Annotated in this window: 27 protein-coding genes; 17 read left to right on the top strand and 10 right to left on the bottom strand. The window is 60.5% G+C overall.

Annotated elements, in window-relative coordinates; genetic code table 11:
- Positions 1-146 precede the first annotated feature (146 nt).
- From fadB to ACB033_RS21630, 5 genes are all read left to right on the top strand, one after another.
- Positions 147-2,294 carry a fatty acid oxidation complex subunit alpha FadB gene (fadB, locus tag ACB033_RS21650; RefSeq protein WP_139726377.1) on the top strand — a complete coding sequence of 716 codons (2,148 nt, stop codon included), beginning with the start codon at positions 147-149 and terminating at the stop codon, positions 2,292-2,294.
- A gap of 21 nt (positions 2,295-2,315) precedes the next feature.
- Positions 2,316-3,479, top strand: coding sequence for an acetyl-CoA C-acyltransferase FadA (gene fadA, locus ACB033_RS21645; RefSeq protein ID WP_005307433.1), 1,164 nt, complete (start codon positions 2,316-2,318; stop codon positions 3,477-3,479).
- A 342-nt stretch (positions 3,480-3,821) separates the two neighbouring features.
- Positions 3,822-4,544: a response regulator gene (locus tag ACB033_RS21640; protein ID WP_010635539.1), complete on the top strand. Its 723-nt coding sequence runs from the start codon at positions 3,822-3,824 to the stop codon at positions 4,542-4,544.
- A 52-nt stretch (positions 4,545-4,596) separates the two neighbouring features.
- Entirely contained in the window at positions 4,597-6,042 is a 1,446-nt protein-coding gene (locus tag ACB033_RS21635; RefSeq protein ID WP_005307426.1) for an ATP-binding protein, read from the top strand.
- A gap of 4 nt (positions 6,043-6,046) precedes the next feature.
- Positions 6,047-7,285, top strand: coding sequence for an ABC transporter substrate-binding protein (locus ACB033_RS21630; RefSeq protein ID WP_371140746.1), 1,239 nt, complete (start codon positions 6,047-6,049; stop codon positions 7,283-7,285).
- 72 nt (positions 7,286-7,357) lie between these two features.
- Here the strand turns inward: ACB033_RS21630 and ACB033_RS21625 are convergent, their stop codons facing one another.
- Positions 7,358-7,549, bottom strand: a complete 192-nt coding sequence (locus ACB033_RS21625; protein ID WP_005307420.1) for a hypothetical protein — start codon at positions 7,547-7,549, stop codon at positions 7,358-7,360.
- A 171-nt stretch (positions 7,550-7,720) separates the two neighbouring features.
- Here ACB033_RS21625 and tusA point away from each other — a divergent pair, with 171 nt between their 5' ends.
- The 4 genes from tusA to ACB033_RS21605 are packed head-to-tail and all read left to right on the top strand — an operon-like array spanning position 7,721 to position 8,571.
- On the top strand, positions 7,721-7,966 hold the full coding sequence (gene tusA / locus ACB033_RS21620; protein WP_005307416.1) for a sulfurtransferase TusA: 246 nt from the start codon (positions 7,721-7,723) through the stop codon (positions 7,964-7,966).
- A 21-nt stretch (positions 7,967-7,987) separates the two neighbouring features.
- Positions 7,988-8,335 (top strand): RidA family protein, encoded by a 348-nt coding sequence (locus ACB033_RS21615; protein WP_371140745.1) that lies wholly within the window; start codon positions 7,988-7,990, stop codon positions 8,333-8,335.
- A 10-nt stretch (positions 8,336-8,345) separates the two neighbouring features.
- Entirely contained in the window at positions 8,346-8,453 is a 108-nt protein-coding gene (locus ACB033_RS21610) for an endoribonuclease L-PSP (protein ID WP_010672406.1), read from the top strand.
- A 10-nt stretch (positions 8,454-8,463) separates the two neighbouring features.
- Positions 8,464-8,571, top strand: coding sequence for a hypothetical protein (locus ACB033_RS21605; protein ID WP_017783254.1), 108 nt, complete (start codon positions 8,464-8,466; stop codon positions 8,569-8,571).
- A 146-nt stretch (positions 8,572-8,717) separates the two neighbouring features.
- Here ACB033_RS21605 and ACB033_RS21600 read toward each other — a convergent pair whose 3' ends face one another.
- Positions 8,718-9,374: an OmpA family lipoprotein gene (locus ACB033_RS21600; RefSeq protein WP_005307410.1), complete on the bottom strand. Its 657-nt coding sequence runs from the start codon at positions 9,372-9,374 to the stop codon at positions 8,718-8,720.
- A 257-nt stretch (positions 9,375-9,631) separates the two neighbouring features.
- Here ACB033_RS21600 and ACB033_RS21595 point away from each other — a divergent pair, with 257 nt between their 5' ends.
- Positions 9,632-10,192 (top strand): cysteine hydrolase family protein, encoded by a 561-nt coding sequence (locus tag ACB033_RS21595; RefSeq protein ID WP_124250762.1) that lies wholly within the window; start codon positions 9,632-9,634, stop codon positions 10,190-10,192.
- Between the two features lie 62 nt (positions 10,193-10,254).
- Here ACB033_RS21595 and ACB033_RS21590 read toward each other — a convergent pair whose 3' ends face one another.
- A complete protein-coding gene (locus ACB033_RS21590) occupies positions 10,255-10,836 on the bottom strand; it encodes a DNA-3-methyladenine glycosylase I (RefSeq protein ID WP_371140744.1) in 582 nt (193 codons plus the stop codon).
- Positions 10,837-11,045: 209 nt separating this feature from the next.
- On the opposite strand from ACB033_RS21590, the gene glyQ reads away from it, so the two are divergent.
- Positions 11,046-11,990 carry a glycine--tRNA ligase subunit alpha gene (glyQ, locus tag ACB033_RS21585; RefSeq protein ID WP_005307400.1) on the top strand — a complete coding sequence of 315 codons (945 nt, stop codon included), beginning with the start codon at positions 11,046-11,048 and terminating at the stop codon, positions 11,988-11,990.
- 9 nt (positions 11,991-11,999) lie between these two features.
- Positions 12,000-14,069, top strand: a complete 2,070-nt coding sequence (gene glyS, locus ACB033_RS21580; protein WP_371140743.1) for a glycine--tRNA ligase subunit beta — start codon at positions 12,000-12,002, stop codon at positions 14,067-14,069.
- A 165-nt stretch (positions 14,070-14,234) separates the two neighbouring features.
- Here glyS and ACB033_RS21575 read toward each other — a convergent pair whose 3' ends face one another.
- Complete coding sequence (locus tag ACB033_RS21575; RefSeq protein WP_371140742.1) at positions 14,235-14,681, bottom strand: hypothetical protein; 447 nt, start codon at positions 14,679-14,681, stop codon at positions 14,235-14,237.
- Between the two features lie 553 nt (positions 14,682-15,234).
- Here ACB033_RS21575 and ACB033_RS21570 point away from each other — a divergent pair.
- Positions 15,235-15,666, top strand: coding sequence for a hypothetical protein (locus tag ACB033_RS21570; RefSeq protein WP_371140741.1), 432 nt, complete (start codon positions 15,235-15,237; stop codon positions 15,664-15,666).
- A gap of 109 nt (positions 15,667-15,775) precedes the next feature.
- Here the strand turns inward: ACB033_RS21570 and ACB033_RS21565 are convergent, their stop codons facing one another.
- Positions 15,776-16,282 carry an AAA family ATPase gene (locus ACB033_RS21565; RefSeq protein ID WP_371140740.1) on the bottom strand — a complete coding sequence of 169 codons (507 nt, stop codon included), beginning with the start codon at positions 16,280-16,282 and terminating at the stop codon, positions 15,776-15,778.
- Between the two features lie 567 nt (positions 16,283-16,849).
- On the opposite strand from ACB033_RS21565, the gene ACB033_RS21560 reads away from it, so the two are divergent.
- From ACB033_RS21560 to ACB033_RS21550, 3 genes are all read left to right on the top strand, one after another.
- Positions 16,850-17,230, top strand: coding sequence for a hypothetical protein (locus ACB033_RS21560; protein ID WP_158198263.1), 381 nt, complete (start codon positions 16,850-16,852; stop codon positions 17,228-17,230).
- 272 nt (positions 17,231-17,502) lie between these two features.
- Positions 17,503-17,910 carry a hypothetical protein gene (locus ACB033_RS21555; protein WP_005307387.1) on the top strand — a complete coding sequence of 136 codons (408 nt, stop codon included), beginning with the start codon at positions 17,503-17,505 and terminating at the stop codon, positions 17,908-17,910.
- A 112-nt stretch (positions 17,911-18,022) separates the two neighbouring features.
- The gene (locus ACB033_RS21550) at positions 18,023-18,502 is read left to right on the top strand and encodes a DM13 domain-containing protein (protein ID WP_139753628.1); all 480 of its coding nucleotides are present in this window, start codon (positions 18,023-18,025) and stop codon (positions 18,500-18,502) included.
- A 95-nt stretch (positions 18,503-18,597) separates the two neighbouring features.
- On the opposite strand, the gene ACB033_RS21545 is transcribed toward ACB033_RS21550, so the two are convergent.
- Positions 18,598-20,136 (bottom strand): AexT-like T3SS ADP-ribosyltransferase toxin, encoded by a 1,539-nt coding sequence (locus ACB033_RS21545; RefSeq protein ID WP_371140739.1) that lies wholly within the window; start codon positions 20,134-20,136, stop codon positions 18,598-18,600.
- Between the two features lie 198 nt (positions 20,137-20,334).
- Between ACB033_RS21545 and ACB033_RS21540 the strand changes: the two genes are divergently transcribed.
- The gene (locus ACB033_RS21540) at positions 20,335-20,691 is read left to right on the top strand and encodes a CesT family type III secretion system chaperone (protein ID WP_139432720.1); all 357 of its coding nucleotides are present in this window, start codon (positions 20,335-20,337) and stop codon (positions 20,689-20,691) included.
- Between the two features lie 105 nt (positions 20,692-20,796).
- Here the strand turns inward: ACB033_RS21540 and ACB033_RS21535 are convergent, their stop codons facing one another.
- The 4 genes from ACB033_RS21535 to ACB033_RS21520 form a co-directional block, all read right to left on the bottom strand.
- Positions 20,797-21,096, bottom strand: a complete 300-nt coding sequence (locus ACB033_RS21535; RefSeq protein WP_005307369.1) for a hypothetical protein — start codon at positions 21,094-21,096, stop codon at positions 20,797-20,799.
- Between the two features lie 177 nt (positions 21,097-21,273).
- A complete protein-coding gene (locus ACB033_RS21530) occupies positions 21,274-22,494 on the bottom strand; it encodes an aromatic amino acid transporter (protein ID WP_005307366.1) in 1,221 nt (406 codons plus the stop codon).
- 288 nt (positions 22,495-22,782) lie between these two features.
- Positions 22,783-24,000, bottom strand: a complete 1,218-nt coding sequence (locus tag ACB033_RS21525) for a 4Fe-4S binding protein (protein WP_371140738.1) — start codon at positions 23,998-24,000, stop codon at positions 22,783-22,785.
- 120 nt (positions 24,001-24,120) lie between these two features.
- On the bottom strand, positions 24,121-24,462 hold the full coding sequence (locus ACB033_RS21520; RefSeq protein ID WP_041218431.1) for a DUF1971 domain-containing protein: 342 nt from the start codon (positions 24,460-24,462) through the stop codon (positions 24,121-24,123).
- Positions 24,463-24,477: the final 15 nt, after the last annotated feature.

The following is a 24,477-nucleotide window of genomic DNA, read 5'->3' as shown; positions in this document are numbered from 1 at the left end:
GAGGCGAGCTTTTACTCGAGATCTGTTAAACGAATGTTTTAAATAGGTGTTGAAATTGTCTTCTTTTGGATCAATAGTGAGCCTCGCCCCCTGCTGGGGATAAAGGAGCACCACCCCCCACCATGTGGGAACAAGGAGACACTCTCATGATCTACCAAGGCGAAACCCTGACGGTCAGCTACCTCGAAGACGGCATTGCCGAGCTGAGGTTCGATGCTCCGGGTTCAGTCAACAAGCTGGATCGCGCTACCCTGCTCTCCCTGAGCGAAGCGATCGCCGCATTACAACAAGAACGTGAACTAAAAGGTCTGATCCTCACCTCCGGCAAAGACGCCTTTATCGTCGGCGCCGACATCACCGAATTCCTGGAACTGTTCGATCTGCCGCAGGAAGATCTGCTCGGCTGGCTGAAAAAGGCCAACGACATCTTCAACGCCATCGAAGATCTGCCGGTGCCGACCCTCAGCGCCATCAAGGGTCACGCCCTGGGCGGCGGCTGCGAGACCATTCTCTCCACCGACTTCCGGCTGGCTGATACCACGGCCAAGATCGGTCTGCCCGAGACCAAGCTCGGCATCATGCCCGGCTTTGGCGGCACCGTCCGCCTGCCGCGAGTGATCGGCGCCGACAACGCGCTGGAGTGGATCACCACCGGCAAGGATTACCGTGCCGATGACGCTCTCAAAGTGGGTGCCATCGATGCCGTGGTCGCCCCGGATGCGCTGCACAGCGCCGCTGTGCAGATGATCAAGGACGCGATCAAGGGCAAGCTGGACTGGCAGAGCCGCCGCGCCGCCAAGAAGGCCCCGCTGCGTCTCTCCAAACTGGAAGCCATGATGAGCTTCACCACCGCCGCCGGCATGGTTGCCGCCGTGGCGGGTAAACACTATCCGGCACCCATGGCCGCCGTGAAGACGGTGGAAGCCGCCGCCGGCATGGGTCGGGACGAAGCGCTGGCCGCCGAAGCCGCCACCTTCATCAAGCTGGCGAAAACCGACGTGGCCAAGGCGCTGGTCGGCATCTTCCTCAACGATCAGCACATCAAGGCGCTGGCCAAGAAGGCCGCCAAGCAGGCAAACAAGGCCACCGGCCATGCCGCCGTACTGGGTGCCGGCATCATGGGGGGCGGCATCGCCTACCAGTCCGCCAGCAAGGGCATCCCGGCGGTGATGAAGGACATCAACGAGAAGGCGCTGGCACTTGGCATGGGCGAAGCCACCAAGCTGCTCAACGGCCAGCTCGAGCGCGGTCGCATCGATGGCATCAAGATGGGCCAGGTGCTCTCCGCCATCACCCCGACCCTCAGCTATGACAACGTCAAGCATGTGGACGTGGTGGTCGAGGCCGTGGTCGAGAACCCGAAAGTGAAGGCGGCCGTGCTGAGTGAAGTGGAAGGCGTGATCGGCGAAGACGCCGTGCTCGCCAGCAACACCTCCACCATCCCCATCTCCCTGCTGGCCAAGAGCCTGAAGCGCCCCGAGAACTTCTGCGGCATGCACTTCTTCAACCCGGTGCACCGCATGCCGCTGGTGGAGATCATCCGCGGCGAGCAAACCTCGGACGACACCATCAACCGCGTGGTGGCCTACGCCGCCGCCATGGGCAAGTCCCCGGTGGTGGTCAACGACTGTCCTGGCTTCTTCGTCAACCGCGTGCTGTTCCCCTACTTCTTCGGCTTCAACAAGCTGGTTGCCGATGGTGCCGACTTCGCCGCCGTCGACAAGGTGATGGAGAAGGAGTTCGGCTGGCCCATGGGCCCCGCCTACCTGCTGGACGTGGTCGGCATCGACACCGGCCACCATGCCGGTGATGTGATGGCGCAGGGCTTCCCGGCGCGCATGAGCAAGGAAGGCCGTACCGCCATCGACGTGATGTACGAGGCGAGCCGCTTCGGTCAGAAGAATGGCAAGGGCTTCTACGCCTACGAGGCCGACAAGAAGGGCAAGCCGAAGAAGGTGGCCGACGCCGCCAGCTACGAGCTGCTGACCCCGATTGCCAAGCCGAAACAGGATTTCGACAAGGACGCCATCATCGCCCGCATGATGATCCCCATGATCAACGAGGTGGTGCTCTGTCTGGAAGAGGGCATAGTCGCCACCCCAGCCGAAGCCGATATCGCGCTGGTCTATGGTCTGGGCTTCCCTCCCTTCCGCGGCGGCGTGTTCCGCTATCTGGACACTATCGGTCTGGATCGCTATGTCGCCATGGCCGACCAGTATGCCGACCTAGGCCCGCTCTACCGCGTCAGCGACAAGCTGCGTGAGATGGCCGCCCAGGGCAAAACCTTCTACTGATTGCGGAAAGGAGATCCATTCATGAAAGACGTAGTCATTGTCGACTGTATCCGGACCCCGATGGGCCGGTCCAAGGGCGGCGCCTTCCGCAACGTGCGTGCAGAAGACTTGTCCGCGCACCTGATGAAATCCATCCTGCTGCGCAACCCCAACCTCGACCCGAACGAGATCGAGGACATCTACTGGGGCTGCGTGCAGCAGACCCTGGAGCAGGGCTTCAACATCGCCCGCAACGCCGCCCTGCTGGCTGGCATCCCGAAACAGGTGGGGGCTGTCACCGTCAACCGCCTGTGCGGTTCCTCCATGCAGGCGCTGCACGACGCCTCCCGCGCCATCCAGGTGGGTGACGGCGACATCTTCATCATCGGCGGCGTCGAGCACATGGGCCACGTGCCCATGAGCCACGGGGTGGACTTCCACCCCGGCATGGCCAAGTCGGTGGCGAAAGCCTCCGGCATGATGGGACTGACCGCCGAGATGCTCGGCAAGCTGCACGGCATCAGCCGTCAGCAGCAGGACGAGTTTGCCGCCCGCTCCCACCGCCGTGCTCACGCCGCCACCGTGGAAGGGCGTTTTGCCAAGGAGATCGTCGGGCTGGAAGGGCACGACGCCAGCGGCGCCCGCTTCTTCTACGACTATGACGAGGTGATCCGCCCCGAGACCACGGTCGACACCCTGAGCCAGCTGCGCCCGGTGTTCGACCCGGTCAACGGCACCGTCACCGCCGGCACCTCTTCGGCCCTGTCCGATGGCGCCGCCGCCATGCTGGTGATGAGTGCGGACCGCGCCAAGGCCCTCGGCCTCACCCCGCGCGCCAAGGTACGTGCCATGGCCATCGCCGGCTGCGACGCCGCCATCATGGGTTACGGCCCGGTGCCGGCCACTCAGAAGGCGCTCAAGCGGGCCGGTCTGACCGTCGGCGACATCGATCTGTTCGAGTTGAACGAGGCGTTTGCCGCCCAGTCCCTCCCCTGCGTGAAGGATCTGGGTCTGCAAGACCTGGTGGACGAGAAGGTGAACCTGAACGGCGGCGCCATCGCCCTGGGTCACCCGCTCGGCTGCTCCGGCGCCCGCATCTCCACCACCCTGATCAATCTGATGGAGGAGAAGGACGCGACCCTGGGTGTGGCCACCATGTGCATCGGCCTGGGTCAGGGCATCGCCACCGTGTTCGAGCGAGTGTAAGTCTATCCCCCGGACTGGTACGCCGGTCCGGGCAGTACCCCGCCAGGGGCCGAATTTTACAATATGGGCCCGCTTCTGCTTCCCGGCGAAGCGGCCCGTATCGCAGGTTTTGGGGCCGGTCAGACTGCCCCGTCATCGAGTCTGTGGAGTGCGCCACACGGGGTGCACTTCTGTCGTCAGCATCTGCGTCTTGGCCGGCCCGTTTGGGTCGGCCTTTTTTATTTGCACGGCAGGATATGGGAGGATATTGCCCATAACCTCACATTAGATGGGGGGCTTGCTTGCTTTTTGCTCCCCCGACAGGTTCAATCTGCACAAAAAAATGGGTGGATGCACATACATATGTCAACGAGCAAACAACTGCTGATCGTCGACGACGACCAAGAGATCCGCGAGCTGCTCAATGAATACCTGACCAGGGCTGGCTTCGAGGTATTGACCGCAGCGGAGGGCAACGAGATGCGCCAGCAGCTCGCCCAGCACAGCCCGGACCTCATCATTCTCGATATCATGATGCCTGGCGACGACGGTTTTACCCTCTGCCAGCAGATCCGTCGCGACTCTCAGGTTCCCATCATCATGCTGACCGCCGCTTCCGACGAGGCGGATCGGGTGATCGGGCTGGAACTCGGTGCCGACGACTACATCGCCAAGCCGTTCAGCCCGCGCGAGCTACAGGCCCGTATCAAGGCGCTGCTGCGCCGCGCCGAATTTCGCCAGCCGGAGAAAGAGAAGGAGCCGAGCCGTCGGCTGCGCTTCGCCGAGTGGACCCTGGATACCCTGAGCCACCAGCTGACTCACGAAGATGGCAGCCTGCTGGATCTCTCCGGCAGCGATGCCATGCTGCTCGGCATGTTCCTGCAGCAGCCCGGCGTGGTGCTGGACCGGGATACCATCTCGGACGCCACTCGCGGTCGCGAGAGCCTGCCGATGGAGCGCGGCATCGACGTACAGATCAGCCGACTGCGCCAGAAGCTGGGTGACAACGGCAAGAGCCCGCGCATCATCAAGACCATTCGCGGCAGCGGCTACATGCTGATCGCCGAGGTGCACGAGATCCCATGATGGCCCGGCAAGGTAGCGACGGCATGCTGATCGACACAAGGCGAGAGATCCCATGAATAGCAGGTGGTTCTGGCGGGTCCTGGTACCCCGCTCCCTGCTGTCGCGGATGCTGCTGCTGTTGCTGCTGGCGATCCTGCTCTCCCAGACCATTCTCACCGGCATCTGGATGCAGCAGATCCAGAAGCGGGAGCTGGAGGGCATGCTCAGCACCACCCGCAACCTGGCACTGTCGGCCGCCTCCACCGTCAACTTCTTCAAGTCCTTGCCGCTGCAGTATCGCCACATCGCGCTGGACCAGCTGCGCAACATGGGCGGCAGCCGCTTCTTCGTCTCCCTGAACGAAGAGGAGATCCACATCAGCGCCATCCCCGACAGCGAGCGCAAGACGCTGGTGCTCAAAGAGGTGCAGGGGGTGCTGACCCGCAAGCTCTCCGACGCCATGGCGATCAAGGTGGACTTCTCGCGGCCAGAGGATCTGCACGTCTTCAACAACGACACCCTGCTGGCAGATCTGCCCTCCTCCTGGGCCCGCTATACCCTGTCGCTGGAGCCGCTCAACCCGCCGGTACTGGTGACCCAGATCGAGATAGAGCCGGGTGAGTGGCTCTATCTGGCGGCCTTGCTCCCGGCCCCCTACATGACGCTGGATGACACCGTCATGCCCAGCAACCAGGTGCGCTTCATCGCCCTGATGACGGTGTTCCTCTGCTTCTTCACCTTCCTGCTGGTGCGCTGGCAGACCCGGCCGCTGCGTCGGCTGGCCAAGGCGGCTGTCAACCTCGGCAAGGACATCGACCAGCCCTCGCTCAAGGAAGAGGGTGCCTCCGAAATCGTGGCGGCCACCCGCGCCTTCAACATCATGCAGCACCGCATCCGCCGCTATATCGACGATAGAGAGCGGCTGTTCAGCTCCATTTCCCACGACCTCAAGACCCCCATCACCCGGTTGCGACTGCGGGTCGAGCTGCTCGATGACGAGCAGCAGATCGCCAAGTTCAACAAGGATCTGGACGAGCTGGAACTGATGGTGAAGGGGGCGCTGCAGACGGTGAAGGACACCGACATCCACGAGAACATCGAGCAGCTCGACATCGACGCCATGCTGGAACAGATGGCGGAGGCCATGAACCTGCACGACGAGCGGCTGACCATCGAGGGCCACTGCAAGCAGCCCTACCGTGGCAAGCCGCTTGCCCTCAAGCGCTGCATCGGCAACCTGGTGGACAACGGCATCAAGTACGGCCAGAAAGTGCGCATCATCATCATGGACGACGAGGAAATGCTGATCCTGTTCATCATGGACGAGGGACCCGGCCTGCCGGAAGATCAGTTCGAACGCATCTTCGAGCCCTACTACCGGCTCAGCACGGATCTGGCCGGCACCGGCCTGGGTCTGGGCATTGCCCGCAACATAGCCCACGCCCACGGCGGCGATCTGGTGCTGGAAAATCGTCCGCAGGGCGGCTTGCAGGCCACCCTCTCCCTACCAAGGCAGTAACCTTATGAAGTTGTTCCCGTTTGCAATTGTCGCCCTGCTCTCCCTGCCTGTAAGCGCCTCCCAGGTGGAGGTGCTGCACTGGTGGACGTCTGGCGGCGAGGCCAAGGCGGTGGAGGTGCTCAAGTCAGAATGGACCGAGCAGGGCAACCAGTGGAACGACTTCGCGGTGCAAGGGGGCGGCGGCAAGAGCGCCATGACGGTGCTGAAAAGCCGGGCCCTGGCGGCCAACCCACCGGAGGCTGCCCACCTCAAGGGGTTCGAGTTGCGGGAGTGGGCCGGACTCGGCTTCCTACGCGATCTCAGCCCCATGGCCGAACACCTCGGCTGGTATCCCCAGCTGCCGCCCATGGTGCGGGAGACCCTCAGCCAGAACGGCGCCCTGATGGCGGTACCCACCGGCATCCACAGGGTCAACTGGCTGTGGCTCAACCGCAAGATCTTCGAGCGCAACAAGCTGACCCCGCCCACCAGCTGGGCCCAGTTCATAACCGTGGCCGACCGGCTCAAGGAGAAAGGGATCACCCCGCTCGCCATCGGCAATGAGCCCTGGCAGCTGGCAGTGCTGTTTGAAACGGTGGCGCTCGGCGAAGGCGGCAAAGCGTTCTACCGCAAGGCGTTCGTGGAACAGGACAGCGCCACCCTGACCGGTCCCGACATGGTGCGGGTGCTGACCCGCTTCCAGCAGTTGCGCGGCTATGTGCCGGAGAAATACGCCGGCCTGAAGTGGCACCAGGCCACCAACCTGCTGGAGAGCGGCGGCGCCGCCATGCAGGTGATGGGGGACTGGGTAAAGGGCGAGCTGAGCGCCGGCAACTATCGGCCCGGCGAGGATATCGAGTGCCTGCCGAGCCCCGGCAGCCAGGGGCTGTTCAGTTACAACCTCGACTCCATCGCCATGTTCAAGCAGCGGAATCCCGCCCAGCTGCAGGCCCAGGGCGAACTGGCCCAGCTGCTGATGACGCCGCGCTTCCAGCAGGAGTTCAACCGGGTGAAGGGTTCGATCCCGGCACTGGTCAAACCGGACATGAGCAAGTTCGACCGCTGCGCCGTGCGCTCCTACCAGGATTTCCTGCAGGCGGAGCGAGAGGGCAACCTGCTGCCCAGCATGGCCGAGGGGATGGCGACGCCGACCAACATGCGCCAGGCGATCATGGATGTACTGAGCAACTTCTTCAACGACCCCAGAGCCAACCCGCAGCTGACCGCCCTGCATCTGGAGCGGGCCATGCGCTCGACCCGCTGACGCTTTTCGCTGCGGCCAGAAACGACAAAGGCGGATGAGATATCCGCCTTTGTCATCGTGAGAGTCTTGGGGTCAGGATTGATCGTTTTCGTCCTCATCCTCGTCGTAGTAATCGCTGAGCTCGATCCAAAGCCCCAGTCCGATCATCACCATGGAACCGAACCAGGTGCCGGTGTTACCGATCGGGCTGCCCATCACTATCATGGCGAAAGACAAGAACCCCATGCCTGCGTAGGCTTGTAATCTGCCGTAGGAGACCTGCATATTCACACCTCCTTGTTGAATATGGTTCAATTTTTATATTACTCATACGGCGGGGTGTGGGTAGGGCCTGATAACACTTTGGTTACATATGCTGTTGACAGCCCAGGTCGTTTGATTATTTTTTCGCCGCGAGTATCATTGGCAGCTGATTTGGTTGAAGGTTGATTATTGATGAGTGCTTTATTCTGCGACGCGACTCACGAGTTGGACGCAATCGGGCTTCGTTGTCCCGAACCTGTCATGATGGTGCGTAAAAAAGTGCGGCTGATGGCTGACGGGGAGACCCTGCTGGTCAGTGCCGACGATCCCTCAACCACCCGCGACATTCCCAGTTTCTGCCGCTTCATGGATCACACCCTGGTCGCCAGCGAGACAGAGCAGGCCCCTTACCGCTATCTGATCCGCAAGGGTCAATGAGCCACACTACCGGAGCAATCCATGCCAGCTATTACCCGAATCGGCACCACCCAGCGTTGGTCTGACGTGGTCATTCACAACGGTACCCTCTACGTGGTGGAAGTGCCCGCCACCGACACCGCCGATATTCACCAGCAGACCCGCGAAGTGCTGACCAGCCTGCAGCGCCTGCTGGAAGCCAATGGCTCCAGCGTCGACAAGATCCTGATGGCCAACATCTATCTCAAGGACATTGCAGACATCGCCGCCTTCAACGAGCAGTGGGATGCCTGGATTCCGGCGGGCACCGCACCGGTGAGAGCCTGTGTACAAGCCCGTCTGGCCCACGAAGGCTACAAGGTAGAAGTGCAGCTGACTGCCGCCGTCTAAGCCGGGCGGGATGCCTGGTTCCCCTGACGCCGACACAGCCCCCGTGCGCGCCTGCGTACAGGCCCGTCTGGCCCACGAAGGCTACAAGGTGGAAGTGCAGCTGACTGCCGCCGTCTAAGCCGGGCGGGATGCCTGGTTCCCCTGACGCCAACACCGCCCCCGTGCGCGCCTGCGTACAGGCCCGTCTGGCCCACGAAGGCTACAAGGTGGAAGTGCAGCTGACTGCGGCGGTCTAAGAGGCAGTTATCCCCTCATCCCCGTCCCTTCTCCCGCAAGGGGAGAAGAGGGCAAAAAACAAGGCGCCATTGCTCGCAACGGCCCCAATATAAAAAGGCCCCGCCATCGCTGGCGGGGCCTTTTTCATGGCTGCGAACCGGGCCGCTTAGGCGGTCGGGGTCAGGGTGATGGTCACCCGACGGTTCTGGGCCTTGCCTTCGGCTGTGCTGTTGGTGGCGACCGGCTGATCCGGGCCCACGCCGCTGGTAGCGATGCGACTGCCGGTCACACCCTGGCCGATCAGCTGGGCGGCGACGGCATCGGCGCGCTGGGCGGAGAGCTTCATGTTCAGCTCGCGAGAGCCGGTGCTGTCGGTGTGACCGACCACGTTCAGGCGGGTCTTGTCGAACTCGGCGACCACCATGGCCACGCCGGACAGGGTGTTGGCACCGGCGGCCTTCAACTGGGCGCTGGAGCTGTCGAAGGTGACGTTGTTCGGCATGTTGAGGATCAGCTGATCACCGTTACGGGTCACGCTGACGCCGGTGCCTTGCAGCTTCTCGCGCAGCTTGGCTTCCTGCACGTCCATGTAGTAGCCGATACCGCCACCCAACGCGGCGCCGGCGGCCACGCCGGTCAGGATCCCCTTCTTGCGGTCACCCTTGCTGGAGGAGAGCGCACCCACGGCGGCACCCGCAGCGGCGCCCGCCAGTGCGCCCCAGGCGCCCTTGGAGGTTTGGGACTCGCCGGTATAGGGGTTGGTGGTACAGCCGCTCAGGGCGACGGCCAGAGCAACGGCGGGAACGATTGTCTTGAAATGCATGAAAAACCTCTAAAAAAACCGACTCAAATCCAAAGAGGGCGCATTCTACCCCAGAGGTGTGCCAAGGTGTGACGCTGTCGATGCAGATCCCCCATCTGCCACGCATGGCTGCCGCTCGGGCAGAGGAATGCGCCCCGAACCTCGCTGACGTTTCACAGTCAGCGCGAACAACACATAGGCCCACGCCCCCCAGATGCGGGTTGCCGACCCGGTGACATTACCGCCAGAGTGGGGCTCCCCCACAACGGAGCCAGCCCATGTCTTCACTCGCCCATTCCGCCCTGCTCATCATCGACATGCAGGTCGGCCTGCTGCATGGCCCGGAGGCGCCCCATGCCGGCCCACAGCTACTGGCCAACATCAACCGGCTTGCCGATGCCGCCCATAGTGCCGGCATCCCAGTACTGGCGGTACGTCACACGGGCCCGGCCGGTAGCCCCATCGCCGCGGGCAGCCCCCTCTGGCAACTGGTGCCCGAGCTGGCCGTGACCGCAGCCGACCTCGTGTTCGACAAACAGCGACCAAGTGCCTTTCACGGCACCGCCCTCGATAGTTGGCTGCAGCAGCGCGGGGTACAAACCCTGCTCGTCACCGGCATGAAGACCCAGTACTGCATAGATACCACCTGCCGGGCGGCAGCGGATCTCGGCTACGCCGTGGTACTGGTCAGCGATGCCCACACCTGCATGGATACCCCGCAGCTGGTCGCCCCCCAGATCATCGCCCATCACAACGCCACCCTGGCCGGCCCCTTCGTGCGGCTGATGAGCAGCGACGAGGTGTGCGAGGCGCTGACTCACACCCTTCAGCCCGGATAATTCTGGGCTCAAGATACAGAAGGGAGGCATCAGCCTCCCTTCTCTTTTACCTTGCGCCCGGTTTATTGGCGCGCAGGCCCCTGCTGGCATTCGGCGTGGCAGGGGCAGGTGACGAGATGATCGTTCACCATCCCCACCGCCTGCATAAAGGCGTAGCAGATGGTGCTGCCGACGAAGTTGAAGCCGAGTTTCTTGAGCGCCTTCGACATGGCATCCGACTCCGCTGAGGTCGCCGGAATGTCGCCGTTGCCCTGGCGCTGGTTGACGATGGGGGCGCCGCCCACGAAGCCCCACAGATAATCGACAAAGTCGATGCCTTCGGCCTCCAGCGCCAGATAGGCGCGGGCATTTTTGATGATCGACTGCACCTTGAGCCGGTTGCGGATGATGCCGCTGTCTTGCATCAGCCGCTCCACATCCTGCTCGTCGAACTGCGCGATGCGCACCGGATCGAAGTCGGCATAGGCGCGATGGTAGCTCTCGGTACGCTTCAGGATGGTGATCCACGACAGCCCCGCCTGCTGGCCGTCGAGGCAAAGCTTGGCAAACAGCTCGCGCGAGTCATGGACCGGCCTCCCCCACTGTTTGTCATGGTATTCGATGTATTCCGGGTCCTTGGTCACCCAGGCGCAACGCAACTCCATTCCCTCTCTCCTGTCATTTCATCCAATCCCCGGGGTCGATGCCAACCCGGGCATGGGAGTGCCGACAACCCCTCCCGCCCAGGCCCGGCGCAGCGCCATCACATTAATCCGCTGTAATTTCGCCTATTATCCGACCATGCCAGACGGTATACTCCTTCGGTTCACATTCAGCAAATCTTGCTCTGATTTCATTTCGCGCGAAAAATATTATGCAAAAATTCGATGTCAAAACCTTTCAGGGCCTGATCCTGCAGCTGCAGGACTATTGGTCCCGCCAGGGCTGTACCATCATTCAGCCTCTGGATATGGAAGTGGGTGCCGGTACTTCTCACCCCATGACCTGCCTGCGCGCCCTGGGCCCCGAGCCCATCGCCTGCGCCTACGTGCAACCGTCCCGCCGTCCGACTGACGGCCGCTACGGTGAAAACCCGAACCGCCTGCAGCACTACTACCAGTTCCAGGTGATCATCAAGCCTTCCCCCGACAACATTCAGGAACTCTATCTGGGCTCCCTGAAAGAGCTGGGCATGGATCCCGAGATCCACGACATCCGTTTCGTGGAAGACAACTGGGAAAACCCGACGCTGGGTGCCTGGGGTCTGGGTTGGGAAGTGTGGCTGAACGGCATGGAAGTGACCCAGTTCACCTACTTCCAGCAGGTTGGCGGCCTCGAGTGCAAGCCGGTTACCGGCGAGATCACCTATGGTCTCGAGCGTCTGGCCATGTACATCCAGGGCGTTGACAGCGTCTACGATCTGGTCTGGTCTGACGGCCCGCTGGGCAAGACCACCTACGGCGACGTGTTCCACCAGAACGAGGTGGAGCAATCCACCTACAACTTCGAACACGCCGATGTGGAGTTCCTGTTCCACTGCTTCGAGCAGTACGAGAAGGAAGCCCAGAATCTGCTGGCACTGGAAAAACCGCTGCCGCTGCCTGCCTACGAGCGCATCCTCAAAGCCGCTCACTCCTTCAACCTGCTGGATGCCCGCAAGGCCATCTCGGTCACCGAGCGTCAGCGCTACATCCTGCGCATTCGCACCCTGACCAAGGCCGTGGCAGAGGCATACTACGCCTCCCGCGAAGCGCTGGGCTTCCCGATGTGCCAACGTAGCGACGACATGCGTGAGCGCAGTGAGAACAAGCAAGGTTAAGGAACGGACATGGCACAACATACATTTCTGGTAGAGATCGGTACTGCTGAGCTGCCGCCCAAAGCCCTGCGCTCCCTGGCCGAAGCCTTTGCCGACAACTTCAAAGCCGAGCTGACCAAGGCCGATCTGGCCTTCGGCGACGTCGAGTGGTTTGCCTCCCCGCGCCGTCTGGCGTTGAAGGTGCACGCACTGGCTGGCGAACAGCCGAGCAAGAGCGTCGAGAAGCGCGGCCCGGCCGTGGCCCAGGCGTTCGATGCCGAAGGCAAGCCGACCAAGGCTGCCGAAGGCTGGGCCCGTGGCAACGGCATCACCGTCGAGCAGGCCGAGCGTCTGGTCACCGACAAGGGCGAGTGGCTGGTTCACACCGCCAAGGTCGAAGGCCGTCCGGCCAAAGAATTGCTGGGCGAACTGGTTGCCTCTGCTCTGGCCAAGCTGCCCATCCCGAAAATGATGCGCTGGGGCGACAAGACCATCCAGTTCGTGCGTCCGGTCTTTACCGTGACCCTGCTGCTGGATGGGGAACTGGTGCCCGCTCACATTCTGGGTATCGACTCTGCCCGCACCATCCGCGGTCACCGCTTCATGGGTGAGAGCGAGTTCACCATCGACAACGCCAGCCAGTACCCGCAGATCCTGCAGGAGCGCGGCATGGTGATTGCCGACTTCATGGCGCGCAAGGCCAAGATCAAGGCTGACGCCGAAGCGGCCGCTGCCGCCTTCGGTGGCGTGGCCGATCTGGACGACGCCCTGCTGGAAGAGGTCACCGCACTGGTCGAGTGGCCTGTGGTGCTGACCGCCAACTTCGAAGAGAAGTTCCTGGCCGTTCCCGCTGAAGCCCTGGTTCACACCATGAAGGGTGACCAGAAGTACTTCCCGGTCTACGACAAGAACGGCAAGCTGCTGCCGAAGTTCATCTTCGTCACCAACATCGAGTCCAAAGACCCGAGCCAGATCATCAGCGGCAACGAGAAGGTGGTGCGCCCCCGTCTCTCTGACGCCGAGTTCTTCTTCAAGACCGACCTCAAGCAGACCCTGGCCTCCCGCCTGCCGCGCCTTGAAACCGTGCTGTTCCAGCAACAGCTGGGCACCGTCAAGGCCAAGGTCGAGCGCATCGAGACCGTCGCCGGCTTTATTGCCGAGCGTATCGGCGCCGACGTGGCTCAGGCCAAGCGTGCCGGCCTGCTCTCCAAGTGTGACCTGATGACCAACATGGTCGGCGAGTTCACCGACACCCAGGGTGTCATGGGGATGCACTACGCCCGTCACGATGGCGAAGACGAAGCAGTGGCCGTGGCCCTCAACGAGCAGTACATGCCGCGCTTTGCCGGCGATGCCCTGCCGTCCGGTCTGGTTGCCTGCGCCGTCGCGCTGGCCGACAAGTTCGACACCCTGGCCGGTATCTTCGGCATCGGCATGCTGCCGAAGGGTGACAAGGACCCGTTCGCCCTGCGTCGCGCCGCCATCGGTGCCCTGCGCATCATGACCGAGAAGCAGCTGGATCTGGATCTGGTTGAACTGGTTGAAGAAGCGGTACGCGTCTACGGTGACAAGCTGACCAACAAAACCGTCGTCACCGACGTGGTCGACTTTATGCTGGGCCGCTTCCGTGCCGCCTATCAGGACGAAGGCATCGGTGCCGACGTGGTGCTGGCCGTACTGGCCCGCCGCCCGACCCGTCCGCTCGACTTCGATCGCCGCGTCAAGGCCGTCAGCTACTTCCGCACCCTGGATGCCGCACTGGCACTGGCTGCCGCCAACAAGCGCGTGAGCAACATTCTGGCCAAGGTCGAAGGCGAGCTGCCGACTGTCGTCAAACCGGAACTGCTGGTCGATGCCGCCGAGAAGGCGCTGGCCACCCAGGTTGCCGAACTGCAAGCCGAACTGGCCCCGCTGTTCGCTGCCGGTGGCTATCAGGCTGCCCTCACCCGTCTGGCCGCCCTGCGCGAGCCGGTCGACACCTTCTTCAACGAGGTGATGGTGATGGCCGACGACGAGGCCCTCAAAGCCAACCGTCTGGCACTGCTGAACAACCTGCGCAACCTCTTCCTGCAAGTGGCGGATATCTCCCTGCTGCAGTGATCCTGGTTGGGTTAGTGATATTAAAAACGGCGCCGCGAGGCGCCGTTTTTAATTGGCGTGATTCTGTTCAGAAAGTATTATTTATGCTTTAGGGAAGATTGCGAATATGGAAGAATTTTCATACTCAAGAATAAATAAACATAGAATAACCTATAAATTTAAAAACTATTTACCGAGACCCACATCTAAAATCGCTCTTAACTTCGCATTTCTATTTCCAGCCTTAAAATAGTCTAACCAATATGAAAAGTTTTCGAGAAAAACTTCGTAATATTCCGCCCTAAAGTGTGATGTTATTTTAGTTGTAGATGATATTTTCGCCGCAGAAATGGTAAGATCTGCCTTGATTTCTACCACATTCATCTCTGCCGATTTTATTTTATCCTCCTTTATAATTGTTCTTCCTCCCTTTGTTTTTGCTCTAACACTATGTTTATAGGCATTTGCCAAATCACTTAATTTAGACATTGATGGATATTCTTTTAGGATACGTCTTCTAAATTCATCCAATGACACATGTTCAAAAAGCTCGTCATAGTTATCAAAATAAATATAATCAATAACATTGTTCATTGACTCAATTGCGTTAACAAAATACCTGAATACTTCCATATCAAACTCAATCGTATCGGTTATCCTGTCTCGAGTATAATACTGATTAAAGTCCCTTCCATTAGGGAGTACGATATAACCTATATATTCAACGTGATTACTAAAACATCCAAGCATATAAACTAACACCTAATTAATTACAAGCTGTTTAATTATATAGAAGATCTCACTTATAAATTGAGTGAGATCTCACGAAACCCGTATATTCAATTAGTCTGTAGGTTCGATTAGCCGTCAGGCGTAATCGGACTTTCGCGTAAATGGATTCCCCCCTCATAACGGCCAACCGAATTTTCCAATTTTCTGGCCGCCAGCTGATTGGCAGGAATAGGTGGAAAAACAGCATATCAGTCATCCGACTGATAACTCGCTAATCTGACCCATGACGCCTTTGCCAGCAAAGTGGATAGATTCCGGGATCCACATCCTTTGCTACCAATATATTTCTCATATATCTCTTTACGAGATAACAAAACATCCCTCATATGGATACTTACTAAAAACATTAATTAACGTACCATATCAAATGCTTTATTATGCATAGGAGATTAACATGAAATATTTAGCCAGAGCACTACTACTTGTACCTAGTTTTTCATTCGCAGGGTCAGCAATAATTCCAGACTTTTATACCTTGGAGCAAGTAGGTCAGACATGTATTAAGATATCAAATGTTTCTGGAGAGCCAGCTCAAGTATCAGTAAAAATATATGGTAAAAATGGTGAGAATTTTAATGGTACTTTTGTCCCTTGGAACATTATTCCGGGCCTCAACACTCCATTTGTTCTTGAACCAAGAAAAACTGCTCATTTTTGCCTTCGCGATGCTCAAAAAATAACACCGGGGTATGGTGTGATTGATAGCCAACCTCTCGATGGATCTACAGGACAAGTATTTGTGGTGGCTAGTGGATACTATGGAAGTGCGTCAAAAGACTACAGCATGGGGTTCTTGATTCCCATCAATGGAGGCCTTCCATTCTAATCGCCATAATGGCCAGCCGAATTTCTCCCTCTGGCTGGCCGATCCTGCTTCACGGCAACAACCGCCATCAAAGCCTCTCAATCGTCCAATTAGGCAGCGCTAATCGAACCTACGATTCCTGTGCCAACGCGGCGACAATCTTTTCCACGCTCTGGGTGACCGACAAGGTGGCGCTATCCAGTACCAGACGCTCACTGCCCCAGGGTTGATAGTCGCGGTCGATCACCGCCTGCCAATCCGGCAATGCCAGCCCCTCGATATCCACCGTCCGGTTTTCGACCCGTTCGCGGTGCAACTTCAGATTGGAGCAGATCACCTCGACATCGAGACAGGGCACCCCGACCGAGAGGGCGATGTCGTGGTAAGCATCCCGAGTGAGCTGGATGGGGTTAACTGAATCCGTGATGACGATCGAGCCAAGTGCCAGGTTCTCTCGAGCCAGCCCATAGGCGACGAAATAACCGGCGGACCCCATCTCGTTATCTGCCTGCTCAGCGGCACGAATGGCCTGCTCTATGGTATCGATGCGCAGGTAGACGGCCCTCAACCGCTGGGCCAGAGCCCGTGCTATGGTGCTTTTTCCGCTGCCCGGCAAACCACTGAAGATGATCAGCATGTCCCATTCCCGTGATAAAAGAAGAATCCGAGCCATAGGGTATCGGATTGCCATCGCGCCTACAGCGTCTTAGTTCAGGGCTGCACGGGATATGCCCGCCAGCGGCTTCTCTTGCTCGACAGCCATCATCGAATACGCGCGAAGATAAGCCTGCCTCTCTACCGATCATCCAAATTCATATGCAAGCTGGCTGATGGATAGCAATAACCACAAAAGATATTTGGTACGCCCCATTTCTTCTTGTTGCGCCTCATCAATCGAGCTGTTTTTTATGCCAAGACATACCTAAAAATAAACAACGCAGCATTAAAATGGCGTTATTTTATATATCCCGCGATCTTTCATCTCACCGTGATGATGAAAAATGGTGACATCCACATTCAAAAACAAACCATTGAAAATCAATTGGTTATCGTTAAACCAAAATGCATAATCCAAACAGGTCAATCAAAAATCAATATATAAAATCAACATCAGACTTATCAAAATTAAATAGACATGGCCTTTTCCACCTCCCCATTTTAATTTCCGCCATTCACCCAAAACACACAGATGGAGATGTGTAGAATGATAATGAAACAGAAATTCGTTATGTTGGCCGCCTTGTCCACCCTGATGTTATCTACCAGTGCCTTGGCCACTTACCGGGTCGACGTGCAGTGTCTTGATCGGGTCATGTTGACCGATGTGCATGCCGGCTATATCAAATCGGCCAGTGGCGGCCCCGACGCCGGCAATGCGGTGGTGATTTCATGGGAAAAGAATTATGAGCAGGGCAGCACGAGCTTCCATGTCTTCAAGAACCTGAATGATTACCCCGGCAGAGGCATGTTCGAGATGGCCCTGCTGGCGCTGGAACGCGGCCTGCCGGTCAGCGCCTGGGGCAATGATGCCCAGTGCTCCGGCGGGATTCATCAGCTGAAGATCACCCGCAGCTTCAACCCCTAATCCTGCCCGCGCACAGATTGGTGCGGTAAAGGGAGTGAACACCAAGCCGGGCCAGTCAGCTGCGCCCGGCTTTAACAACCCGCGCGACCGTCGCTTGCCTTGCGCTGCAACATGCGAGGATAGGGTCGCCAGGTATCTCACCCGTTCGCACCACATCTGCCCCATCGACACATCTGACCCGACCACCACCCGGATAGCCAGCCCGCCGATTTAGTCATATCTTGTCAGGGCGGCTCTGCCAGGGTGACAGGGCCCCTTCACGAGGTGCAACGATGAAACGAGCAATTCAGGCCGCCCTGCTGGCCGTCACCATGGCCGCCGCCGGTGCGCAGGCCGCCGACAAGATCACCACGGTCCCGGTGCAGTTTGCCAAGGGGGCCCACAGCGCCCAGCTCAAGGGCAGCTTCGCGGGTTACGACACCATCCACTACACCCTGGTGGCCAAGGCGGGCCAGACCATGACGGTCAAGATCGGCGGCAGCAGCAACGCCAACTTCAACGTCTTCGCCCCCGGTGCCCAACCCGGTCAGGCCGAGGCGCTGGGCCGCAACGATGGCGATGGCCAGTGGCAAGGTGCCCTGCCCGCCTCCGGCAAGTACCTGATCCAGGTCTATCAGATGCGCGCCTCCGCCCGCCGTGGCGAGCAGGTGCCCCACACCCTCTCGGTCAGCATCCAGTAAGCCCCGCCAACGCGATGCCCGAGCAACCACCGTCATGCCCTCCTCCCGGGCTGGGCATGACGGCGGCCTGCTGGTAGGGTGGAGCCATCAATTAATCAACGACCGAGACACTATGCAACGCAAGACCCTGACCCTGCTGCTGGCCAGCCATCTGCTGGTGGGCGCCGCCGGCTTTGCGGCCGGCATCTATGCCCTGCCGATCCTGATCGCCCCGCCCGCCCCCGCCAACGAGCAGGTTGCCGCCCGGCAGGCTCAGGCCAGCTTTCACGGCACCTTTCGCCGGGATCTGCAAGACAGCGACCGGCTGCACTGGGGCGAAGGGCAGGTCAGCATAGGGCCCGATGCCATCAGCCTGATGGGCAGGCTGGCGCCTGGCCCCGACTACCAGCTCTACCTGTCGCCCACCTTCGTCGAGACCGAGGCCGACTTTGCCCGCCAGAAGGAGAAGATGGTGAAGATCGGGCCGGTGAAGACTTTCGACAACTTTATCGTCCCCCTGCCTGCCGATGTGAACCCGGCCGACTATGACAGCGTGATCATCTGGTGCGAGACCTTCGGCCAGTTCATCACCGCCGCCCGCTACCGGCCGTAACTTTACAACCGGCTCATTCTCCATAAAAAAACGGACACCAGAAGGTGTCCGTTTTAACGCCATGAATCTTGCCTTACGGGTAACGAGCAAGCTTGTTACAGATAGTCGGCCCCGACACCGATATGGGCCAGAGCCGCCAGCTCCAGCGGAGTCAGCTGGCTGACGGAGTCGATCATGGTCGGCTCACCGCGTGCTGACTCGGGCAGCTGAAGGCGTGCCTTGAGTTCGTCGGTCAGGCTGCCCACCAGATTGCCCATACGGGTCAAGCGGGAGACCAACACGGCTTCCGGGCTGCTCTCGCTGTCGGCAAAGGTAGAGACCTGTGCCACCGCGAAATCACAGATAGCCTTGGCTCGATCACCAAAATCCCCCTCCAGCTGTTGCAGTACCTGCCGAGCCGCACTGTCATCAAGGCGGGCCAGTTCAGCCTTCATGTGGCCGGTGTCAAAGCGCAGTCGCGCCCCTGCATCGAGTCGATCTTCCGGCTTGCCGGCGGTCTGGTCTGCCCATGCCTGGTCGGTCTGACCTGCAAACTGCATCAGACCGCCCAGCACCAACCGCTGGTTGGGACGCGCCGAGGCGAGACTGTCGAGTGCATTGCCCAGAGAAGCGCCATTGGCATCGCTGCCGCTCGCAAGAGAGAGCGCCAATGTACGCAGGATCTGCAGATCACCTCGGGTTTGCAGCTTGGCCATATGGGAGCCATTGATGGAGCCATCGGCAATGTGTTGGTGCAAGGCGTTGAGGTCATCACTGCTCAGGGTAACCTCGGTCGAAACCTGATCCCGCAGCAGATAGCTGGCCTGGTAGCTGATGAGCTCCAGCGCCTGCTTGTAACCGGTGACCTCGGTCTGGCGCGCCATGGCGACGGTTTCACGGGCGGCAGGCTTGGCCTCACCATGTGGGGCCACCACAACCTCGGCACTGGTGGCAGCTGGCAATGGTTCACCGGCAACTTCGGCCTTGACCGCGCGTTGCAGGTCGGCCACTTCCGCCATCACGGCGTGCAGCTGGCTCATTGCCTCTTGTAACTGCTCCGGAGTCGCGTTGGCGATCAACTCCGTCACCTTGCCACCCACAGTCCCCCATTGCTGGAGCGGGATGCCGGCGATGGGACGTTCAAGCAACCCGGCCGCCAAGGTTTGGCTCTCCTGCCGCATGGAGCCATCCTTGATCCCGTTCAGTGAGGTTGCCAGCGAGCGCAGAGCGCCATTGCCTGTCGCCAGCCGGGCATGTTCCAGCCCCAACTGCTGTGCATCTATGTTATTGAGCTCGTTCGCCTTATCGAGACCGCCCAGGGTAAAGGGCAATGCCTTTTGCAGCAGCAGACGCTTTTGATCGACCAGGGAGAGGCTGTCTGCCGGTGGGGCAGAGTGTGCGGGCGCTTCGCTACGGGCCCCCAGCAGATTGCCGATCCACTCTTTCAGCGCCACAAACGGACGAGCCAACTGGGCCCCCAAACGGGCCAGCAGCCCCTGTCCTTTTTGCGGTTCACTGCGGTTGCCCAGCTGAAGGGCATCCTGACTGGTAGCAACCTGACGAGCCTCCAGCTGGCCCAGTCGGCCAACCTCCGCTGTAGCGTCATTATGCTGGGCGACGGCCTGCAAGCCGCTGGTATGTGTTTGAATCTGCATGGCGTTTATCTTCTCGTGATGTGTCGTGGCCAGTCTAGGAGAGGCAGTGGGTGCGGACTATCGCGAGTGGTCGGGATTTTTGCACTGAACGCGGCACACCACCCCACCAGCCGGAAAGCTAAAAAAACAGAGCCACCATTAACAGTGTCGTCACCGGTGAGCTGCTCTAATTGCCCCATCACCAACTTGGAGCCCTCGATGAACCCTCTTTATCACGCAGCCCTCCATCAGCTGTTTCTTTCCCTCTCTCTCCCCATGCCAGCACAGGAAGAGAGCGTCACCACCCTGCAGATCGGCGAGCATACCTACCACCTGACCGAACACCCGGCCAACTACCTACTGATGTTTACCCGCCTGGAAGCCGCCACCAGCGCACAAGCCGCAGCCCAGAACCTGTTTAGCCAGGACCCTTGCAAACCGGTTCTGGCATTCGATCCGGATAGCCTGACCCCGGTACTCTGGAGTCGTCAGCCACTACAACAACTCGATCGCGGCCAGATCCATCATCAGCTGGAGCAGTTGGTACATGCCGCCCGCGAGATTGGCCAGATCTGACTCGCCCACAGCAATGCCGCATGACCCACTGCTGACCACGCTGTGGCGGCTGAAAGCCAATAAAAAAGGCGCCATCAGGCGCCTTTTTGCACGCAACCAGACCACTCAGCCCGGCGGAAAATGGCCACCAATGCTGATTACGCTGACCTGCTGCAGGGTGCTGTTGATGGTAAAGGCGACCCTGTGCTCCTGACTGAGGCGGATCGTGTAGATCCCCTTGTGCTTGCCGCCCAGCTGTTCGTAGTGCATGTCGCCCACCTTGTCGGCGGCGTTCTTGGGGTCCGTGCCTCGCACTATCTCCCGCCGCCACTCGTGGTATTTGCTCATGGCCGACGCCGTCACGGCTACGTGCTTGTCCTTGTTGTAGAGGATGCGAGGTTGAGAATCATCGATAGTCCATGCCATAGCCAGCTCCTATTTTTGGCTCCAAAAAGAACCAAACTATAGTGCACACCCGCCAGCCGGCCAGCCCGCCCAACCCCAACCTGTCTGTCTGAGTCACAATCTGGCATGCAAAACGGCGCCATCAGGCGCCGTTTTTTGTCGCAGCCTGCCGCGGCAGACCGGGGAGATTCAACCCCTTCAGCCGGTATAGACCGGCAGCAGGCCCGCCATGTTGAGCAGGTGGAAGGCGGCGGTCAGCACCCCGAACAGGAAGACGCCGACGATCATCGGCATGCCGCCCGGTGCGCGGAAACCCTCGTCCTTGCCCTCCTGCTTGCCGGCCCGCACCTTCCAGGCCAGCAGCGCCGGGATGATGCAGGTCCACAGGGTGGCCACGGCGCCCGCGTAGCCGATGGCCATCAGGAAGCCGAACGGGAACAGCAGGGAGAGCAGCAGCGGCGGCAGGAAGGTGGCGGCCCACGACTTGGCGCGGCCCTGGCGGCTGTTGTCGAACTTGAACAGATCCGCCAGATAGTCGAACACCCCCAGCCCCACTCCGATGAAGGAGGAGAGGATCGCCGCCATGGAGAAGGCGTTGAGGGCGCTGGCGACCGCCTCGGATTCAATCACCGAAGCCAGCGCCTTGAGCAGCACGTCGACGTTGCCGCCCTGCGCCACCACGGGCCCGAACTCGCTGCGCGGCAGGTTGCCGAACACGCTCACCAGCCAGATGAGGTAGAACAGCAGCGCGATGGCGGTGCCGCCGAGGATGGCGTAGCGGGCACGGCGCTCCTCACCGTAGTAGGCGCGCATGGAGGAGACAGAGTGGTGATAGCCGAACGAGGTGAGCGCCACCGGCAACATGGCCAGCGCATAGGGGGCATAGCTGGCATGCTGGCTCAGGGTGTCGAACAGCAGGGTCGGCTTGATGTTGATGGAGAGCCCGGAGATGCCAAACACGAAGCTCAGCCCCATAGCGATGACCAGCACCACGGAGATGCGATCCACCGCCCGGGTGGAGTGCCACACCAGGCCGGAGAAGCCCAGGGTAAACAGGATGGAAGCCCACTGGCTGCCGATGCCGGTCATGCCGTCTATGATGAGGCCGGCCGAGGTGATGTAGGCGTAGAGCAGGATGCCGCCGACGAAATAGACGGTGAGGTTGTTGAAGGCGTTGACCTTCTCCCCCAGCAGCTCACGGGTGACGGTATCGAACGACACGCGCAGCGGATAACCCTGATAGGACTCCAGCAGCATCCAGCCGGAGACTGTCATCACTATCATGGTCAGGGTGATGGCCAGTACCGACCAGAGGGTCCAGGCACCTGCCCCCGCACTCGGCAAACCCAGCATGCCAGCCCCGACACAGACGCCGGCAATGATGCATGCCCCGCCTACCAACGATGGTTTCTGTCCCATTTACTTCTCCAAAGACGATTGTGGATCTGATCGCGACCGCGGACCGTTGCATTTGCTACGCCGGTTGTCATGGTAGATCGCGCTCATCTAGGTGCCGGCGCCCGGCGCTGGCTGCTTCGAAGGGGAAGCGAGGTGCGCTCAGGGCTGACTGCCGGCCCGGCACGGCTGCAGAGCCGCCATGTCGGGGAAGGGACTTTACCCTGCTCCCCCTCAGGTATCAAATTTGGGTGCATTTTCAGGCAGCCCGGCCCCCCCTGGGCAGACCGCCTTTGACCGGCGTGTCGGTATTCAATGGGTCAACTGCGGCAGCAGTTGCAGCAGCTGAGCCCGCACCTCGAGCGGTGTCTGGCTGACCCAGATCCCCAGCAGGCCATAACAAAGCAGTGGCAACACCAGCAGCAACAGACAGAGCAGCCCCAGCAAGCGTGGAGGACTGAGCCTGCGCCGTGGCGTGCCAAGATGCAGCGCATCGGCCCGCTTGGGGCAGGCGGCCACGCAGCTCAGACAGCTGGTGCACTCGAGGCTGCGCACCGCGATGAGCTGGTGCACCTGGATGCGCGACGGGCAGGCCCGGCTGCACTTGTCGCAATCGTGGCCGGCACTGCGCAGGCAGCGAGCCGGGTCGCGGCGGATGCGCAGCACCGTCAATAGACCGAGCAGGGCCAGCCAGGCGCCATAGGGGCAAAGATAGCGGCAGAACCCCTGGCGGAAGGTGGCGGTGAGCAGCAGCACCCAGCCAAGGCACAGACCCGAGATCAGGGTCAGGTTGAAGAAGAAGGCCCCCATCTTCATGTCCGCCGCCTGATGGTAGGGGCTGGTGAAGTAGCCGGGCAGGGCAGCGCCTGGCACCGCGATCAGCACGATAAACAGCAGGAAAGCGAGCACCATGAACTTCTGGCCGCGCAGCACGACATCGAACCAGCGTGGCGGCGTCCACTCCCCCGTTATCCATCGGCTGCGCAAGCCGTGCAGCCATTCACCCACCAGTCCGAGCGGGCAAAACCAGGCACAGAATGCCCGTCCCAGCAGCAGGGCCGACAGCGAGAGCACCAGCACAGTCACGGTAGCCGCCGGATGGTGCGGATCCACCAGCCCCTGCCCGAGCCAGGCCCGCAGCCCGAGCCCGCCGGCGATGGGCAGGAAGCCGTCCACCACGTCAGGGCGCACCAGCCAGGGGCTCATCCCCTGCCCCAGCTGCCAGACATGCAGGCCGTACTGCAGCGTCACCAGCCCCCAGCAGAGCAACAGCAGCTGGCGTGTACGCGCTCGCAGCCGCTGACCGTCGAGCGCCTCGAGGGCGGGCAGCGGCCGCTGGTGGTGCCAGAGAGCAAGCGCGCCGGCCACCAGCCCCAAGCCGAGCCAGAGCAGACTGTCCGCCGCCAGCAACCAGAGCATGAGCAGCAGGCCGAGGGCAAGACGCCACGGCCAGCCCGATCGCGCCTGCCATGCCAGCAGCACCAGATAGGCCAGGCTGGCGGCCATGGTCACGGCTTCGATCACGCTCATGTTTCCCTCACTGCCTCATCCACCACTGGCGGCAAGGATAACGGACATCTGAGTTGACTGTTTTGATCTGCATGGGCAGAGAGGGCATTTGCGCCCAATGCCCCTCCCCATGGTTGAACCTTATGCCTTGCGGCTGTTGAACAGCGGCTGGTCGGATTCGGCCTGCTCGGCCCAGAAGTGGATGTTGAAGCGGGCATCCTCCGACAGCTCGACCCTGTGCCAATACTGGGGCGGGCTGGTAGCAAACTCCCCGGCCCGGATCACCAGGCTCACCTCGGGCTCCTCGGCCTGCTCGTTGGCAAAGCCGTGATAGGTGACGGTGCCCTCCATCACGCAGAGCTGGCCGAACACCCCGGCCGCGGTGTTGTGGTGGGTGAGCAGGGCCTGGGGCACATTCTGGCGGGTGAAGAAGGGGGTGGAGCGACGCACCACCCAGTGAGACGGAATCAGTTGCATGGCCATATCAGTTCTCCTCGA

Origin of the sequence: Aeromonas sp. S15(2024) (assembly GCF_041402265.1) — a bacterium.
Taxonomy (GTDB): Bacteria; Pseudomonadota; Gammaproteobacteria; order Enterobacterales; family Aeromonadaceae; genus Aeromonas; species Aeromonas dhakensis.
The sequence above is the reverse complement of the archived record's forward strand: the minus strand, read 5'-3'. Positions and strand labels throughout refer to the sequence as shown.

Bases quoted from the DNA above. Each gene is read 5' to 3' on its own strand.
- fadA (WP_005307433.1), top strand. From the start codon at position 2,316: ATGAAAGACGTAGTCATTGTCGACTGTATCCGGACCCCGATGGGCCGG.
- ACB033_RS21550 (WP_139753628.1), top strand. From the start codon at position 18,023: ATGCAACGCAAGACCCTGACCCTGCTGCTGGCCAGCCATCTGCTGGTG.
- ACB033_RS21575 (WP_371140742.1), bottom strand. From the start codon at position 14,681: ATGGAAGTATTCAGGTATTTTGTTAACGCAATTGAGTCAATGAACAAT.
- ACB033_RS21565 (WP_371140740.1), bottom strand. From the start codon at position 16,282: ATGCTGATCATCTTCAGTGGTTTGCCGGGCAGCGGAAAAAGCACCATA.
- ACB033_RS21555 (WP_005307387.1), top strand. From the start codon at position 17,503: ATGAAACGAGCAATTCAGGCCGCCCTGCTGGCCGTCACCATGGCCGCC.
- ACB033_RS21540 (WP_139432720.1), top strand. From the start codon at position 20,335: ATGAACCCTCTTTATCACGCAGCCCTCCATCAGCTGTTTCTTTCCCTC.
- ACB033_RS21520 (WP_041218431.1), bottom strand. From the start codon at position 24,462: ATGGCCATGCAACTGATTCCGTCTCACTGGGTGGTGCGTCGCTCCACC.
- glyQ (WP_005307400.1), top strand. From the start codon at position 11,046: ATGCAAAAATTCGATGTCAAAACCTTTCAGGGCCTGATCCTGCAGCTG.
- ACB033_RS21530 (WP_005307366.1), bottom strand. From the start codon at position 22,494: ATGGGACAGAAACCATCGTTGGTAGGCGGGGCATGCATCATTGCCGGC.
- ACB033_RS21610 (WP_010672406.1), top strand. From the start codon at position 8,346: ATGCCTGGTTCCCCTGACGCCGACACAGCCCCCGTGCGCGCCTGCGTA.
- fadB (WP_139726377.1), top strand. From the start codon at position 147: ATGATCTACCAAGGCGAAACCCTGACGGTCAGCTACCTCGAAGACGGC.
- glyS (WP_371140743.1), top strand. From the start codon at position 12,000: ATGGCACAACATACATTTCTGGTAGAGATCGGTACTGCTGAGCTGCCG.
- ACB033_RS21535 (WP_005307369.1), bottom strand. From the start codon at position 21,096: ATGGCATGGACTATCGATGATTCTCAACCTCGCATCCTCTACAACAAG.
- ACB033_RS21640 (WP_010635539.1), top strand. From the start codon at position 3,822: ATGTCAACGAGCAAACAACTGCTGATCGTCGACGACGACCAAGAGATC.
- ACB033_RS21560 (WP_158198263.1), top strand. From the start codon at position 16,850: ATGATAATGAAACAGAAATTCGTTATGTTGGCCGCCTTGTCCACCCTG.
- ACB033_RS21635 (WP_005307426.1), top strand. From the start codon at position 4,597: ATGAATAGCAGGTGGTTCTGGCGGGTCCTGGTACCCCGCTCCCTGCTG.
- ACB033_RS21605 (WP_017783254.1), top strand. From the start codon at position 8,464: ATGCCTGGTTCCCCTGACGCCAACACCGCCCCCGTGCGCGCCTGCGTA.
- ACB033_RS21525 (WP_371140738.1), bottom strand. From the start codon at position 24,000: ATGAGCGTGATCGAAGCCGTGACCATGGCCGCCAGCCTGGCCTATCTG.
- ACB033_RS21590 (WP_371140744.1), bottom strand. From the start codon at position 10,836: ATGGAGTTGCGTTGCGCCTGGGTGACCAAGGACCCGGAATACATCGAA.
- ACB033_RS21630 (WP_371140746.1), top strand. From the start codon at position 6,047: ATGAAGTTGTTCCCGTTTGCAATTGTCGCCCTGCTCTCCCTGCCTGTA.
- ACB033_RS21595 (WP_124250762.1), top strand. From the start codon at position 9,632: ATGTCTTCACTCGCCCATTCCGCCCTGCTCATCATCGACATGCAGGTC.
- tusA (WP_005307416.1), top strand. From the start codon at position 7,721: ATGAGTGCTTTATTCTGCGACGCGACTCACGAGTTGGACGCAATCGGG.
- ACB033_RS21570 (WP_371140741.1), top strand. From the start codon at position 15,235: ATGAAATATTTAGCCAGAGCACTACTACTTGTACCTAGTTTTTCATTC.
- ACB033_RS21600 (WP_005307410.1), bottom strand. From the start codon at position 9,374: ATGCATTTCAAGACAATCGTTCCCGCCGTTGCTCTGGCCGTCGCCCTG.
- ACB033_RS21625 (WP_005307420.1), bottom strand. From the start codon at position 7,549: ATGCAGGTCTCCTACGGCAGATTACAAGCCTACGCAGGCATGGGGTTC.
- ACB033_RS21615 (WP_371140745.1), top strand. From the start codon at position 7,988: ATGCCAGCTATTACCCGAATCGGCACCACCCAGCGTTGGTCTGACGTG.
- ACB033_RS21545 (WP_371140739.1), bottom strand. From the start codon at position 20,136: ATGCAGATTCAAACACATACCAGCGGCTTGCAGGCCGTCGCCCAGCAT.